We start from the raw sequence: 16673 nt of genomic DNA on the forward strand, positions 1-16673 counted from the left end.
GGCGCGCAACGACGTGGTCGGCGGCGATGAAGACACGCCGTTCAGCTTCGACCCGCGTGCCAACGACACCGACCCGGAGAACAACCCGCTGACCATCCTGACGGTCAACGGCCAGCCGATCAGCGTGTCGCAGCCGGTGGTGATTGCCGGCAAGGGCACGGTGAGCATGAAGCCCGATGGCTCGCTGGAGTTCAAGCCTGAGCCGAACTTCAACGGCAGCTTCGACGTGCCGTACACGGTGAGCGACGGTCAGCCGGGCTCGGTGCCGCAGCAGGCCAGCATCACGGTGACCATTGCGCCGAAGAATGACCTGCCCGTGCCACAGCCGGATCCGACCGACCCGACCAACCCGTACGACCCGGTCACCAACAGCTACAACAAGGCCACGCCGGAAGACACTCCGGTGTCGGGCAAGGTGGTGGGCAGCGACGTCGATGGCGACCCGCTGACCTATGGTCTGAGCACCAACCCGGCCCAGCAGCCCAAGAACGGCACGGTGGTGGTCAATGGTGATGGCACCTGGACCTACACCCCGGCGCCGAACTACAACGGCCCGGACAGCTTCACGGTCACGATCAGCGACGGCAAGGGCGGCGTCACCACCACGGTGGTGAACCTGAACGTCACGCCGGTCAACGACGCGCCGGTGGCAAACCCCGACAGTGCCAGCACCCCGATCAACACGGTGCTGAGCAACATCAACGTCAAGGGCAACGACACCGACGTGGACAACCCGGCCAGCGAGCTGACCGTGGTGAACCCGAAGGTCGACCCGGCCAAGGGCACGGTCACGCTGAACCCCGATGGCACGCTGAACTTCACCCCGGCCACCGACGTGACCGGCCCTGTAACGATCACGTACACCGTGCGCGACAAGGACGGCCTGGAAGCCACCAGCACCGTGCTGGTGGTGGTGGGCGCCAACACGCCGCCTGACAGCGCCAACGTGACCAAGACCACGCTGGAAGACACCCCGCTGACGCTGAACAAGGCCGACTTTGCCTTCAGCGACGCCGATGCGGGCCAGAGTCTGAAGGCCGTGCGCATCGATTCGCTGCCCCTGGCGGGCAGCCTGAGCCTGAACGGTGCACCCGTGGCGGCCGGCCAGGTGGTGAGCCTGGCCGACATCGAAGCAGGCAAGCTGGTGTTCACCCCGGCCGCCAACGCCAACGCCAACGGCAACGCTTACGCCACCTTTGGCTTCAGCGTGCAGGACAGCGCTGGCAGCTTCGACACCGTGCCCAACGTGGTGACGGTCAACGTCACGTCGGTCAATGACGACCCGACCCCGCGTCCGCCGCAAAATGATCCGACCAACCCGTACGACCCGGTCACCAACCGCTACAACAAGGCCACGCCGGAAGACACCCCGGTATCGGGCAAGGTGGTGGGCAGCGACGTCGATGGCGACCCGCTGACCTATGGTCTGAGCACCAACCCGGCCCAGCAGCCCAAGCACGGCACGGTGGTGGTCAATGGTGATGGCACCTGGACGTACACCCCGGCGCCGAACTACAACGGCCCGGACAGCTTCACTGTCACGATCGATGATGGCAAGGGCGGCGTCACCACCACGGTGGTGAACCTGAACGTCACGCCGGTCAATGATGCGCCGGTGGCCAACCCGGACAACGCCAGCACCCCGATCAACACGGTGCTGAGCAACATCAACGTCAAGGGCAACGACACCGACGTGGACAACCCGGCCAGCGAGCTGACCGTGGTGAACCCGCAGGTCGACCCGGCCAAGGGCACGGTCACGCTGAACCCCGATGGCACGTTGAACTTCACCCCGGCCACCGACGTGACCGGCCCGGTGACGATCACGTACACCGTGCGTGACAAGGATGGCCTGGAAGCCACCAGCACCGTGCTGGTGGTGGTGGGTGCCAACACCCCGCCGGACAGCGCCAACGTGACCAAGACCACGCTGGAAGACACCCCGCTGACGCTGAGCAAGGCCGACTTTGCCTTCAACGACGCCGATGCAGGGCAGACCCTGAAGGCCGTGCGCATCGATTCGCTGCCCCTGGCGGGCAGCCTGAGCCTGAACGGTGCACCCGTGGCGGCCGGCCAGGTGGTGAGCCTGGCCGACATCGAAGCAGGCAAGCTGGTGTTCACCCCGGCCGCCAACGCCAACGGCAACGCTTACGCCACCTTTGGCTTCAGCGTGCAGGACAGTGCAGGCAGCTTCGACACGGTGCCCAATGTGGTGACGGTCAACGTCACGTCGGTCAATGACGACCCGACCCCGCGTCCGCCGCAAAATGATCCGACCAACCCGTACGACCCGGTCACCAACCGCTACAACAAGGCCACGCCGGAAGACACCCCGGTATCGGGCAAGGTGGTGGGCAGCGACGTCGATGGCGACCTGCTGACCTATGGTCTGAGCACCAACCCGGCCCAGCAGCCCAAGAACGGCACGGTGGTGGTCAATGGCGACGGCACCTGGACCTACACCCCGGCGCCGAACTACAACGGACCGGACAGCTTCACGGTCACGATCAGCGACGGCAAGGGCGGCGTCACCACCACGGTGGTGAACCTGAACGTCACGCCGGTCAACGACGCGCCGAGCGTGGCACCCCTGACGGTCAATGTCTCCGAAGAAGGTCTGGCCGGTGGCTTGCAGGACACCAATGGTGCGCCTGACACCACCAACCTGACCAAGGTCAGCGGTTCGATCAACATCAGCGACGTCGACTCTTCGACCTTCACGGTGAGCCTGACGGCGCCCACCGCTGCAGTGCAGACGGCCACCGGCCAGAACGTCGTGTGGGTCAGCGATGGCAATGGAGGCCTCATCGGCAAGGCCGGTTCAGCCTCGGGCGCCACGGTGCTCACCGCCACCATCAACAATGCGGGCAGCTACACGGTTGAACTGCTGCAACCGCTGAAGCACACCGGTGCTGGCGAAGACGTGCTGGACATCGCCTTCGGCGTGTCGGTCAGCGACGGTCAGACCACGACCCGCAGCACGCTGACCGTGCGTGTGGAGGACGATGCCCCGACGGCCCCGGCCAATGTGGTGGATTCGGTCTCGGTGCTCGACACCAACGTGTTGATCACGCTGGACGTGTCGGGCTCCATGAACGATGACAGCGGCATCACCGTCAATGGCGTGGCGCTGACGCGCTTGCAGGCTGCGGTCCAGTCGATCAACAACCTGCTGGAAAAGTACGACGCACTGGGTACCGTGGCGGTTCGCCTGGTCACCTTCTCGAGCACCTCTCAGACCTTGGGCGGCGAGCAGTGGCTGACCATCGCCGACGCCAAGGCCCTGCTGGCCAACATCACCGCCACGGGCGGCACCAACTACGACTTCGCCCTGAGCACCGCACAGGCCGCGTTCGCCACCACGGCGGGCAAGATCAGTGGCGCTCAGAACGTGTCGTACTTCTTCTCTGACGGCAACCCCACGCTGTCGAGCACGAACCCGAACACCAACACCAACAGTGGCTCCACCACCGACGTGGGCCTGGGCGATGGCATCGACGCCACGGAAGAGGCCGCCTGGAAGGCGTTCCTGTCGCAGAACGGTGTCAACTCCTACGCCATCGGCTTGGGGTCGGGCGTCAACCAGAGCTTCCTGAACCCGGTGGCTTACGACGGTCGTTTCGCGCTCGACACCAACGGCAACGTGGTGACCGACCTGTCGCAACTGGACGCCGTGCTGTCCAACACCGTGCGGGCGGTGTCCTCCGGCGAGCTGATCGCCAATGGTGCCGTGGGCACGCCGCTGGGCGCCGATGGTGGTCGCATCCAGTCGATCGTCATCGATGGCCAGACCTACACCTTCAACGCTTCGGCCCCTGAAATCACGGTCACGACCACGCTGGGCGGTGTGCTCAAGCTGAACATGGCCACGGGTGCCTACACCTACACCGCGCCAGACAAGCTCAGCGCCAACACCACCGAAACCTTCACCTACACCCTGGTGGACAACGACGGTGACGTGGCCAGCAGCGCCCTGGTGCTCAATGTGGATCGCAATGCCCCGGTCCCCGGGGCCCCGACCATCACCTCGACCGCCATCTCGGTGTCCGAAGAAGGCCTCAGTGGCGGCATCACCGACACCGCGGCGGCAACAGGTGCCACCGACACGACCAATGCGGTCACGGCGTCTGGTCAGCTGGGCTTTGCCACCACCGGTGGCGCCACCGTCAGCTCGGTGGTGGCCGTGGCCCCGACGACTGCGGTGGTGACGGCATCGGGCCAGACCGTGGTGTGGCTGAGCGATGGCAATGGCGGCCTGATCGGCAAGGCCGGCAGCGCCGATGGCGCCACCGTGGCCACATTGACCATGAGCCGCGGCGGCGCGTACACCTTCTCCTTGTCGGCACCGCTCAAGCATGCCGGCTCGGGTGAAGACGTGCTGAACCTGGGCTTTGGTGCCCGTGTGCTCGACAGCAGCAACCGTGTGGGCGGTGGCACGTTCACCGTGAAGGTGGAAGACGATGCCCCGTCGGCCAGCATCGCGCCGGTCACTGCCGGTGTGACCACCATCAACACCAACCTGCTGATCACGCTGGACATCTCGGGCAGCATGGACCAGGTTCCCGCAGGCCAGACCCAGACCCGTCTGGAGCAGGCCCTGCAAGGCATCCGCGAGCTGCTGGACCGTTACGACAGCGTGGGCAACGTGGCCGTGCGCCTGGTCACTTTCAACAACACGACCGGCACGCTGGGTGACAGCTGGCTGACCGTTGACCAAGCCAAGGCCCTGCTCAACACCCAGACCATCGATGCCACCGGCGGCACCAATTACGACTTTGCCTTGTCGGCCACGCAAGCGGCGTTCAACACCACCGCTGGCAAGCTGAGCAACGCGCAAAACGTCACTTACTTCATCTCGGACGGCAACCCGACCCTGTCGAGCACCAACCCGGTCAGTACGAACAACGGTGGCAACAACGATGGCGCGAACACCAACACCCTGCTGGGCGATGGCATCGACACCACCGAAGAAGCCAACTGGATCACCTTCCTGAACAACAATCAGATGAAGGTGTTTGCAGTGGGGGTGGGCTCTGACCTGACCAATACCACCTACCTCAACCCGGTGGCCTACGACGGCCAGGCCAGCTCCAACGCCAACGGCTTCCTGGTGACCGATGTGTCCCAGCTGGGCGCTACCCTGTCCAACACGGTGGGTCAGGCCTTCTCGGGCAACATCGTTGGCAACCTGGGCCTGACCGGCATGGGCGCAGACGGCTTTGCACGGATCGACTCGGTGACGTCCACCGCCGGTGCGCGCAACTTCGACGCGGCCAACCCGGTGGTCACCCTGACGACCGACCTGGGTGGCACGCTGACCCTGAACCTGCAGACCTCGGATTACACCTACGTGCCGCCGGCTGCGGTCACCGCGGGGCAGACCGATTCGGTGCGACTGGTGCTGTCGGACAAGGACGGCGACACCACCTCGACCGCTTTCAACTTCGCGCTGGAAGCTTCGCAGGTGCGTGTGGGCACGGCCTCGGCTGAGACCATCACGGGCACGGCCGCTGGTGACCGCATCATGGCCCGCGAAGGCAACGACGTGGTCAACTCTGGTGCGGGCAACGACGTGGTGTTCGGCAACGCGGGCAACGACACGATCGATGCCGGTGCAGGCAACGACACCGTGGTCGGTGGCGCTGGCAGTGACGTGATGACCGGCGGGCTGGGTTCTGACGTGTTTGCCTGGAACCTGTCAGACCCGGGCACCTCGTCTGCCAACCGTGCTGTCGACACCATCAAGGACTTCAACACCGCGCCTGCTGCCTCTGGTGGTGATGTGCTCGATCTGCGTGACCTGCTGCAAGGCGAAACCTCTGCGAACATCGAGAACTTCCTCGACATCCAGACCTCGGCCACACAGACCGTCATTCGCATCAGCCCGTCGGGCAGCTTCACGGGCGGCACCTACAGCAGCACCAACGACACCCAGCAGATCGTGCTGGAGGGCGTGAACCTGCGTGATGTCAATGCCATCGGCCTGGGTTCAGGCGCGACCGAAAAGCAGATCATCGACAAGCTGATCGAGCAAGGCAAGCTGCTGATCGGCAACAACTGATCTGAGCGGCTCCAACAAAAACCGCGCCTCGAGGGCGCGGTTTTTTCTTGGGCCTTGTGCACAGGGCAGGGCGGCCATGCCACCCGCCGGGCGGGTCACTTGAAGCGTGACTGGGGCACCGTTTTCAGGTCGCCGCCCAGTGACTCGATGTACTGAGCGAGCTGCTTGAGTTCGGCGTGGGTGTAGCCCTTGACCTGACCGGCCATGATGGCGTTGTTGCGGCCCATGCTGGCACTGCCCTGGGTCTGGTAGGCCTTCAGGGCCACATACAGGTAGTCGCCGTGCTGACCGGCCAGCTTGGGGTAGCTCGGGTCGATGGGCTTGTTCAGGTTTTCGCCATGGCACGACAGGCAATTGCCCCGTTGCAGCAGGGCGGTCACAGCGGCCGATGGTGCACCGCCTTTTCCGGCCTTGGCTGGCAGGTCCTTGCCCAGCGTCTCGTAGTAGGCGGACAGGTCCAGGATGTCCTGCTCGCTCAGGCTGGCCGCAATGCCCTTCATGGTCGGGTGCTTGCGATCGCCTTTCTGGTAGGCCGTCAGCGCAGCAGCCAGGTAGGCGGCGCTCTGGCCTGCGATCATGGGCACTTTGTGCACTTCAGGGAAGCTGGCCTGGTAGCCGGGTATGCCGTGGCACCCGATGCACATGGCCACCTTGGCCTTGGCCGCTTCCGGGTTGCCCGTGGCAGCTTTTGCGGGGGATGCTGCCAGCAGGGTCAGCGCCAGGCCCGCACCAAAGGCCGCAGCCCCCAGCAAGGCCTTGATGGCGGTGTTCGACAGGGTGTGTCCGGCAATCGACTTCTGGGGACGCAGTGTTTTCATCTTCTACGCTCTTTCCAAAGCAGGGGGACTTCAAACACAAGGCTGAACCCATTCTAGGGGAGCGCCCTATACTGCGAAAGGAGATTCTTCCGGATTGAGTTGCGTCATGAAATTCCAAGGTACCGACCAATATGTGGCCACCGACGACCTGAAACTGGCCGTCAATGCTGCGCACAAACTGCAGCGTCCCCTGCTGGTGAAGGGCGAACCGGGCACCGGCAAGACCATGCTGGCTGAGCAGGTCGCCGAAGCCCTGGGCATGCCCCTGTTGCAATGGCACATCAAGTCGACCACCAAGGCACAGCAGGGTTTGTACGAGTACGACGCCGTCAGCCGCCTGCGCGACAGCCAACTGGGTGATGAACGCGTCAAGGACATCCACAACTACATCGTCAAGGGTGTGCTGTGGCAGGCCTTCGATGCCGACCAGCCAGTGGCTCTCCTGATCGACGAAATCGACAAGGCCGACATCGAGTTCCCGAACGACCTGCTGCGCGAGATCGACCGCATGGAGTTCTACGTGTACGAAACCCGGGAGATGGTGCGTGCCAAGCACCGCCCGCTCGTGATCATCACGTCGAACAACGAGAAGGACCTGCCCGACGCTTTCCTGCGTCGCTGCTTCTTCCACTACATCCGCTTCCCCGATGCCGAAACCATGCAGCAGATCGTGGAAGTGCACTTCCCGGGCATCAAGCGCGAATTGCTGGCGGCGGCCCTCAAGCAGTTCTACGAGGTGCGCAACCTGCCAGGGCTCAAAAAGAAGCCTTCCACCAGCGAGCTGATCGACTGGCTCAAGCTGCTGGTGGCCGAAGACATTCCGGCCGAAGTGCTGCAGAGCAAGGACGACAAGGTGTCGGTGCCGCCGCTGGTGGGGGCGCTGCTCAAGAACGAGCAGGACCTGTCACTGTTTGAGAAGCTGGTGATGATGGCGCGTCACAACCGCTGACCTGCCGCCGTTCAGGCCACCAGACGAGGCCGCGCCGCGACCACGCGGTTGCGGCCTTCTTCTTTGGCACGGTAAAGGGCCTCGTCAGCACGCTGGAGCAGGTCGTCCAGGGCATCGTCGGCGGTGTGGGCCGTGGCCACGCCCGTGCTCACCGTCACCGAGATCACCTCATCCTGCCATTCGATGCTCAGGGCCCGGATGGCGTCGCGCAGGCGCTCGGCGGCTTGCAGTGCCCCTTCGTGCAGGGTGTGCGGCAGGATCACGCAGAACTCTTCGCCACCGAACCGCGCCACCCGGTCCACCTCGCGGGCTTGCACCTGCAGGGCCTTGGCCACGGCGCACAGCACCACATCGCCGGCGGCATGTCCCAGCCGGTCGTTGATGCGCTTGAAGTGGTCGATGTCGACAATCAGCACCGAAAAGCCTTCGCCGAAGCGTTGCAGTCGTTGAATTTCGCGGTCGAGCAGGTACTCGATGGCGCGTCGGTTCAGCAGGCCGGTCAGCGAATCGTGGTGCGACAGGTGTTCCAGCTTGTTGACCAGGCGCATCACCACCATGTAACCCAGCAGGAACGAGGTGGCGATCGACAGCACCAGATGGGCGAACACCAGCAGGAAGGTGCGTTGTTCGGGGTGCAGCGATTGCCAGCCCTGCTGAAGGGGCGGCACCGCTTGTACAAGCGCCCCGGCCATGAACACGGCGCCTGCAGCACCCAGCACGCTGGAGTGCAGCCTGGACAGCGCATCGTTGAACTCGAAGGCCAGTGGCTGGTGGTTTTCCCAGGCGGTGCGCCACAGCACCAGCGCCACCAGGGCCGAGCTCAAGGCTTCGCCGGCGCTCTGCCAGCCCAGCGGGCCGCACAGCAGCAGGTTCACGCAGGCCAGGCCACCCACCATCAGCAGGTGCGAGCCGTCGGTGTGGCGCAGGCGCAGGAAAGCCTGCAGCCCCCGCCGGGTGCACACGATGCCCAGCACCACACACACCTGGGCCCACACCACAGCCGATGACAGTGGCAGCACCTGGCTCAAGGGCAGCAGGCTCAGCGCCAGGCCGTTGGCGGCGGCAGCCACCGCCCAGTGGCTGGCAGGGCGCCGTGCCAGACCCAGGCGCGAGCCAGCAGCCCACCACATGGCCGTGATCAGGCCGTGCACCATCAGCACGGCCGCCAGGAGCACCCATTGGACGCTCATGACTTGCCCCTGTGGCGCACGGGCAGACTGCTCACGTGCGACGATTGCAGCCTGTGTCGCGCGCAGCCAAGCCGCGACGGGCGCCGAATGGCGTCAGCTCGCGACACAATAGGGACTGCTAGCCAAGACTGCATATGCTGATCGATTTCTTCTTCACCCTTCGCCGACACCGGTTGCCGGTCACGATCCCGGAGTACCTGGGCCTGCTGGAGGCGATCAAGGCGGGGCTGATCGGCCCCTCGCTGGACGAGTTTTATCACCTTGCCCGGATGAGCCTGGTCAAGAACGAAGCCAATTTCGATAAATTTGACCGCGCCTTTGGCACCTATTTCGGGGGAAAAGTCGCAGCCATGGACTTGACTCGGGAATTACCCTTGGAGTGGCTGCGCAAGAAATTCGAGAAAGAACTGACCCCGGCCGAGCGTGCGGCGATCGAGGCCATGGGCTGGGACAAGCTCATGGACCGCATCAAGGAACTGCTGGAAGAGCAGAAAGAGCGGCACGAAGGCGGCAACAAGTGGATCGGCACGGGCGGCACCTCGCCGTTTGGTGCGCATGGCTACAACCCCGAAGGCATCCGCATCGGGCAGGACAAAAGCCGCCACCGCCGGGCTGTGAAGGTGTGGGACAAGCGCGAGTTCAAGGACTACGACGACAGCATCGAGTTGAACACGCGCAACATCAAGGTGGCGCTGCGTCGTTTGCGCAAGTTTGCACGCCAGGGCGCGGCTCAAGAGCTGGACCTGGACGACACCATCCATTCCACCGCTGCGGCGGGCGGCATGCTGGACATCAAGATGGTGCCTGAGCGCCACAACAACGTGAAGGTGCTGTTGCTGATGGATGTGGGGGGCTCGATGGACGACCACATCCACCGGGTCGAGGAGCTGTTCTCGGCCGCCAAGTCGGAGTTCAAGCACCTGGAGTTCTATTACTTCCACAACTGCGTCTATGACTTCATGTGGAAGAACAACCATCGGCGCTTCACCGAGAAGGTGCCCACCTGGGACATCATCCGCAAATACAACAAGGACTACAAGCTGATCTTCGTGGGCGATGCCACCATGAGCCCCTACGAGATCCTGCAGCCCGGCGGCAGCGTCGAGTACATGAACGAGGAACCGGGCGCCGAATGGGTCCAGCGGCTCACGCACGCTTTTCCGCATCACGCGTGGATCAACCCTGAACCGCCCGGTGTGTGGCAGTACCGCCAGAGCGTGGGCATCATGCAGCAGCTGATCGGTGGGCGCATGTACCCCATGAGCCTGCAGGGCCTTGAAGCCGCCATGAGGCTGTTGAGCAAGTGATGCGCGTTGGGGGGCTGGGACCTTGCGCCCGCACAGGCCTGATCGCGGCATGCGCGCTGGCAGGGGCGTTCCCGACAGCCGCGCAGGATCGCCCGTCTGACACGCCTGTCGAGGTGCCTGCACCGGTGAGCGCGCCCGTGTTGTCGCCCGTCGCGACCCCTCAGACGACTTCTGTGGGGCCTCAAAGCCAGGCGGCGCCTGCCCGTCGGCCACCGCCCACCTGGGTGCTGGATGTGCAGGCCCCCGAGCCCTTGGATGCCTTGTTGCGCCAGTACCTGGACCTGGGGCGTTTCCAGGCCCAGGTGCAGCAGGCCGCGGGCATGCGGGCATCGGGTGAGCCCGGCGATGCCCCCACCGAAGGCACCATCAGCCGCAGCGAATTGCGGCGCCTGGTGGCGGCGGCTCCGGACCAGGCCCGTGCGCTGCTGGAGGCCGAGGGTCATTTCAATGCCGATGTCCGCGTGGCCATGGCCGAAGAGGTGCCAGGGCAGCCCATTCGCATCACGATGCTGGTCGACCCGGGGCCTCGTGCCACAGTGAGCCGGCTGCAACTGGTGTTCGAAGGTGAACTGGACAACGGCCTGGGGCGCGATGACACCGCGGCATTGGCACTGTCCGACCGCCTCAGCCGTGAATTCCTGCTGGCCGAGGGCAACACCTTTCGGCAGGCGCTGTGGTCGCAGGCGAAGGTGGCGACATTGGCCATCTTGCGTGCCGAAGGCTATGCGGCGGCCACCTGGTCGGGTACCAGCGCCACAGTCGATGCCCAGGCCAACACGGCCAAGCTCTTCCTGGTGGCCGACAGCGGGCCCTTGTTTCACTTCGGGCCCATCGAGGTGGAGGGCCTGGCACGACAGCCACTGTCGGCCGTGCGCAACTCGGCGTTTTTCCAGCAGGGTGAGCCCTACCGCGAACGCAAGCTGCTGGATTTCCAGGAGCGCTTGCAGAAGTTGAACCTGTTCGACTCGGTCCTGGTGTCTCTCGAAGAAGACCCGGTCGTGGCGGCCGCCGCTCCTGTGCGTGTGCAGGTCAAGGAGTCGAAACTTCAGCAAGCCACATTGGGCATTGGCGTGAGCAGCGACACGGGCCCGCGCGGATCCATCGAGCACCTGCATCGGCTGTTGTGGGGGCAGCCCGTGCAGGCCCGCAGCAAGCTGCAGTTGGGCCGTGACGAGTCGCTGGTGCAGTCTGACCTGACCGCCCATCCCCGTCCAGGGGGACGCCGCTGGCTGGGCGCGGTGGCGTTCTCCCGCGAGGTCGACGATGACGAAGTCGTCACCTACAACGGTCGTTTGCGCTTTGGTGAGTCGGACGATGGCGACCGCATGGAGAAGCTGGCTTTCCTGGAGTACCAGCGCTCCCGCGTGACCGGTGGTCAGGGCGACCTGCTGTCGGATGCCTCTGCGCTGACCGGCATGCGGCAGTGGCTGTGGAAAGACGTGGACAGCGTGGTGCTGCCCACCCGAGGCCTGACCTTCAACGGCTCGCTGGGGGTGGGGCATTCCTTTGCCACGATCGACAGCAGTGGCCTGTTTGCGCGAGCCCATGCGCGGTTGAACTGGTACAAGCCTTTGCCATCGCGCTGGTACCTCAGTGTTCGCCAGGAACTCGGCCAGGTGCTGGCCCGTGAGCAGGTCGATGTGCCCGATGCGCTGCTGTTTCGCGCCGGGGGCGACGAGTCGGTGCGGGGCTACGGCCACCGCAGCCTGGGCGAGGTGGTCGATGGCGTGACACTCGGCGGACGCGTGCTGTCCACCGCCAGTGTGGAGGCTTCGCACCCGCTGCTGGATCGCTTTCCGGCCTTGTGGGGCGCGCTTTTTGTCGATGTGGGCGATGCAGCCCTGAACTGGAAGCAGTGGGACCCCGCCTGGGGTTATGGGGCGGGTGTGCGCTGGCGCAGCCCGGTCGGGCCCTTGAGGCTGGATGTGGCCCGTGCGGCGCGCACGGGGCAGTACCGGCTGCATTTCAGTGTGGGCATTGCCTTGTGACGCTGCCCATGAACCCGGACGCCCCCGAGCTGGCCCCCGCTGGCGCCGCGCCCCAGCCGCTGGTCAGCAAGCCCCGTTGGGGCCTGCGCGTGCTGGCTGTGGTGCTGGTCGTGTGCCTGTGGCTGACCGTGCTGTTGCTGGCCTCACCTGCGTTGTTGCGCACCGAGTGGGCCACAGCGCGTCTGCTGGCCTGGGTGCCCGGGCTGCAGGTGGTGGAGCCGCGAGGCGCGCTGTGGGGTGATTTCCGCGCCACCCGGCTGGAGGTCGGCCTGCCCCGCGGCGGGCGCCTGGTGCTGCTACAACCGGCCTGGCAAGGCCTGTCTGTGCATCACGCACCGCAGGCACCCTGGCAACTGGGTATTCGGATCACGCGTCTGAAGTCCTCTGAATTGCAGCTCAAGTGGGTGCCGGATGCGAAGGCTGCACCTGGGCAGGCCCCCGATCGCATCCAGTTGCCCGTCAGCCTGAGGGTGGACACGCTTCAGGTGGACCGCCTCAGCACGCCATGGCAACAGGGCCAGCCCGTGACGGGCCTGCGTGCGCAGTTGGCGCTTCAGCAGCCTGACCATACCGTTCAGGTCGACGCACTGCAATGGCACGGTTGGGCACTGACTGCCCAAGCTCGGCTGGCGGCTGCGGAGCGAGGTGTCCAGCAGCTGACCGCGCAGGTGCAGGTGGTGGGGCCGCAGGGAACGGGCGAACTGACGGCGAAGGGCTCTTTGGCCAACTTGAACCTGGCGGCGACGGCCGCGGTGCGCCCAGGGCCCAGTGCTCCGACACAGACCCTGCGGGCCCAGGCCCGTGTGGCGCCCTTTGCAGCGTGGCCTGTGTTGCAGGCCCAGGCGCAGGTCCAGCAGTTCGACCTGCAGCCCTGGGTGCCCGGTGGCCCCTTCACCGCCTTGTCCGGGCAGATCAGCCTTGCCCCTCGTGACGTGCTGCCAGGCGCACCCGGCACGCGTGTGCAGCCGGGCCAGACGACGGGTGCCGCTTCACAGCGCGGCCTGGCGCGTGGCGCCAGCCAGGACCCTGCCCGTGCGCCGGACCTGCTGCTGGATGTGAGCCTGCGCAACGACAAGGCCGCGGCCTGGGATGCTGCATCCCTGCCGGTGCGCCAGTTGAGCGGGCAGGCCACGGTGCTGGCGGCGGTGTCTGGGCCCTCGGGGCATGTGCTGGGCCAGCGCGGCCAGCTGGCCTTGCGGCTGACCTTGCCAGGCCGCGATGGACGCCGTGATGGCGAAGTCCAGGTGACAGGTCCGTGGCACCTGCAACAGGCCGAGCGCACCCAATTGGCGTTGGTCCTGCGGCAGCTTGACCTGCAAGCGTTGCACAGCCAGGCGCCTCCGGTGATGTGGCAGGGCCAGGCGCAGCTGCGCGGCATGTCGCAAGCCGCAGAAGGTGGTGCGGGCGTTTGGTCGCTGAAGGCCGAGCTGGACGGGCGTGGTCTGAATGCGCCCGGCCTGTCGTCCGGTGCCTTGGTGAACCTCCAGGCCACCTTGTCAGAGCGTCGCATCGCCCTGGATCGTCTGCACTTGAAGGCAGGTGAGGCCCAGGCCCAACTCAAGGGCCTGTGGGCCCAGCAGGACGACGCGCGCTGGGCCGGCAACGTCAACGCCTCTTTTGACCGATTCGACCCTGCACATTGGCTGCCGTGGCCACGCCCGCCTGGCGACGCGTTGCAACGCACGGCACTGCAGGGCCGACTGGAAGGGCGGGCCAGCCTGTTGGCTCCCAGGGCAGCGGAGCGCTCCGAGACGGCCCCAGTGGCCCTTTGGGCTCGGCGCTTGAACGCTCAGCTGCAGGGCCAGCTGACCGACAGCCTGTTGCTGGGTGTGCCCACCACGGCGGAGCTGCAATGGCGCTGGCCGGCCGATACCGGAGGTTGGCAGGGGCGCGTGCAAGCGTCGGCCGCAGGCAACAGTCTGCTCCTGTCGGCACAGGGGCCCACGCTGGAACCTGGACCCGGTTGGGTGTCTCAGGCCCAGTGGCAGTTGCAGGCACCCAGACTGAACGCCCTGCAAGCCTGGGCGGCTGCCACCGGGTGGCGCGAGTTGCGCGGCCAGGTCGACAGTGCGGGGCAGTGGCAGGGGAACGCAAAGGGTTGGCAAAGCCAGGGCCACCTGCAGGCACAGGGCGTGCAGGCCCTGCAGGGGGCCGCGCGTGTGGGCCTGGCCTCGGCGCAGGGGCAATGGGTGCTCCACGAGGGTGAAGGGGCGGCGCCCTGGCAGCTCAGCCTGCAGGCGCGTGATGCGCAGTGGGGGGGCTGGACGGTTTCTGACCTGAGGTCCAGCCTCGTGGGCACTCGGCAGTTGCATCAATGGACGGTACAGGCCGATGTGCTCACCCCCGAGCGGCAGTTGAGCAATGGGGCCCGGGTGCGCGAGCAAGCCCGTGCCGAATGGGCCCTGCAAGGCCGCTGGAGCGGGCCGAGGAACGACGCCGGCAGCGTGTCTCGCTGGACTGCCGATGTCTCGCGCCTGAGTGTTCAGCCCATCCCGCAGCCAGCGTCTGCCAGCCAACCCTCACACACTGCGGTCGCAGGAGCCTGGCTCGTGGTGAACCCTTTCCAGCTCGACACCGAGTGGGGCCCGCAGGGGCGCCGATGGCGTGTCGGGGCCACCCAGGCCCGGGTGTTCGGGGCACAGTTGATGGTGTCGCCCTCCGGTGGGCAGGGCACTGCAGCAGGCGAGGGCGTCGACCTCGAGGTGTCGCTCACACCCCTGGCTGTGGCCGAAGTGCTGGGACGCTGGCAGCCCGATGCGGGCTGGGGAGGGGATCTGCTGGTGGGGGGGAGCCTGACAGCTCGCCGTGCACCCGGTGGTGCCTGGGCCGTCACTGGCGTGCTGCAGCGCGTATCGGGTGACCTGTCCCTTCGCGAAACCGGCATCGACGGTGCCACCGCGCAGCGACTGGGCCTGAGGGACTTCAAGCTGACCTTGACGGCGCGCGAGGGGCTCTGGCGCCTCGAACCACTGCTCGGTGGCCGCGTGCTGGGCAGCATCGGCGGGGTGTTGTCTTTGCGTGCTCAGCGGCCCGATCTGTTGCCCGATGCCGATGACGCCCTGTCGGGGCAGATGCAGCTCAAGGTCGACAACCTGCGCGCCGCCAGCGTGTGGGCGCCAGCAGGCTGGCGTCTGGGGGGCAAGTTGGCAGCCAACCTGCAGGTGGCGGGCACGCTGCACAAGCCTGATCTGCAAGGTCTGGTGGCGGGTGAGGGGGTGTCGGTGGCCAATCCTTTGCTGGGCGTGCAGGTCACGCGGGGTGAAATGCTGCTGCGCCTGGGCGAACGCACAGCCCGCATCGAACGATTCGAGGCGCAAGGAGGCAATGATGGCGGCCTGCTGACAGCCACCGGTGTGGCCACGTTCGGTGAAGTACCGACTGCGCGCGTCGCGTTGCGCACCCAGCGCTTTGCCTTGTTGCAGCGGGTGGACCGTCGCGCCGTCGTCACGGGCCAGCTGGAGGCCACCCTCCAACCCGATCAGCTGCAGGCGCAAGGCGAGTTCGGGGTCGATGAGGGCCTGATCGACATCAGCCAGAGCGAAGCTCCCACCATCGGCGACGATGTCAATGTGGTCAATCGCCCAGGTGTGGCCGATGAACCGGTGCAAGCGGGTGCCACCCGCAAGATGACCGTGCAGATCAATTTGAATCTGGGGGAGCGCTTGCGCCTGAAAGGCCGAGGGCTGGACACCCACCTGGGCGGGCAGATGCGTCTGACCACACCCGGCAATCGTCCGCAAATCCACGGTCGCGTGATGGCACTGGACGGCACCTACGCGGCCTATGGTCAGAAACTGCTGATCGAGCGGGGGGGCATCACGTTCACCGGGCCGGTCGAGAACCCGCGACTCGACATTTTGGCCATGCGCCCTCAGTCGCCCACGGCCAGCGCAAGCGACGTCAAGGTGGGGGTGCAGATTTCCGGCACAGCGCAGGAGCCCCGCGTGCGGCTGTATTCGGAGCCTTCCATGTCGGACACCGAAAAACTGTCCTGGCTGGTGCTGGGCCGTGCGCCCGCTGGGCTCGGTGGCGCTGACCTGGGTCTGTTGCAGACGGCCGCCGCCGCGCTTCTCGATGGGGAAGGGCCGTCCAGAAGAGACAACCTCGTCAGCACCCTGGGCCTGGACGAGCTGTCGGTGCGCCAGAACGACGGCGCCGTGCGCGACACCATCGTCAGCGTGGGCAAGCAGGTCAGTCGCAACTGGTACCTGGGCTACGAGCGAAGCCTCAATGCCACCACGGGCACCTGGCAGGCCATTTACCGGCTGGCACAGCGGTTCACCTTGCGGGCCCAGGCCGGTGACGACAACGCCGTTGACCTGATCTGGAGCCGCCGCTGGGATTGACCCCCAGCGTGGCG

Annotated in this window: 7 protein-coding genes; 5 read left to right on the top strand and 2 right to left on the bottom strand. The window is 65.9% G+C overall.

Annotated features, from left to right (window positions below; translation table 11 throughout):
- On the top strand, positions 1-6061 hold a 6061-nt coding region (locus EYS42_RS13715), incomplete at its 5' end, for a cadherin-like domain-containing protein (protein WP_130968766.1).
- A 95-nt stretch (positions 6062-6156) separates the two neighbouring features.
- On the opposite strand, the gene EYS42_RS13720 is transcribed toward EYS42_RS13715, so the two are convergent.
- Positions 6157-6879, bottom strand: coding sequence for a c-type cytochrome (locus EYS42_RS13720; protein ID WP_130968767.1), 723 nt, complete (start codon positions 6877-6879; stop codon positions 6157-6159).
- A 106-nt stretch (positions 6880-6985) separates the two neighbouring features.
- Between EYS42_RS13720 and EYS42_RS13725 the strand changes: the two genes are divergently transcribed.
- On the top strand, positions 6986-7828 hold the full coding sequence (locus tag EYS42_RS13725) for an AAA family ATPase (protein WP_130968768.1): 843 nt from the start codon (positions 6986-6988) through the stop codon (positions 7826-7828).
- A gap of 11 nt (positions 7829-7839) precedes the next feature.
- Here the strand turns inward: EYS42_RS13725 and EYS42_RS13730 are convergent, their stop codons facing one another.
- On the bottom strand, positions 7840-9018 hold the full coding sequence (locus EYS42_RS13730; RefSeq protein ID WP_130968769.1) for a GGDEF domain-containing protein: 1179 nt from the start codon (positions 9016-9018) through the stop codon (positions 7840-7842).
- Positions 9019-9152: 134 nt separating this feature from the next.
- Here EYS42_RS13730 and EYS42_RS13735 point away from each other — a divergent pair, with 134 nt between their 5' ends.
- The 3 genes from EYS42_RS13735 (at position 9153) to EYS42_RS13745 (ending at position 16659) form a co-directional block, all read left to right on the top strand.
- A complete protein-coding gene (locus EYS42_RS13735; RefSeq protein ID WP_130968770.1) occupies positions 9153-10325 on the top strand; it encodes a vWA domain-containing protein in 1173 nt (390 codons plus the stop codon).
- 173 nt (positions 10326-10498) lie between these two features.
- The gene (locus EYS42_RS13740; protein WP_165456789.1) at positions 10499-12313 is read left to right on the top strand and encodes an autotransporter assembly complex protein TamA; all 1815 of its coding nucleotides are present in this window, start codon (positions 10499-10501) and stop codon (positions 12311-12313) included.
- Positions 12314-12321: 8 nt separating this feature from the next.
- The gene (locus EYS42_RS13745; RefSeq protein ID WP_130968772.1) at positions 12322-16659 is read left to right on the top strand and encodes a translocation/assembly module TamB domain-containing protein; all 4338 of its coding nucleotides are present in this window, start codon (positions 12322-12324) and stop codon (positions 16657-16659) included.
- Positions 16660-16673: the final 14 nt, after the last annotated feature.

This window comes from Aquabacterium lacunae (assembly GCF_004310865.1).
GTDB lineage: Bacteria > Pseudomonadota > Gammaproteobacteria > Burkholderiales > Burkholderiaceae_C > Aquabacterium > Aquabacterium lacunae.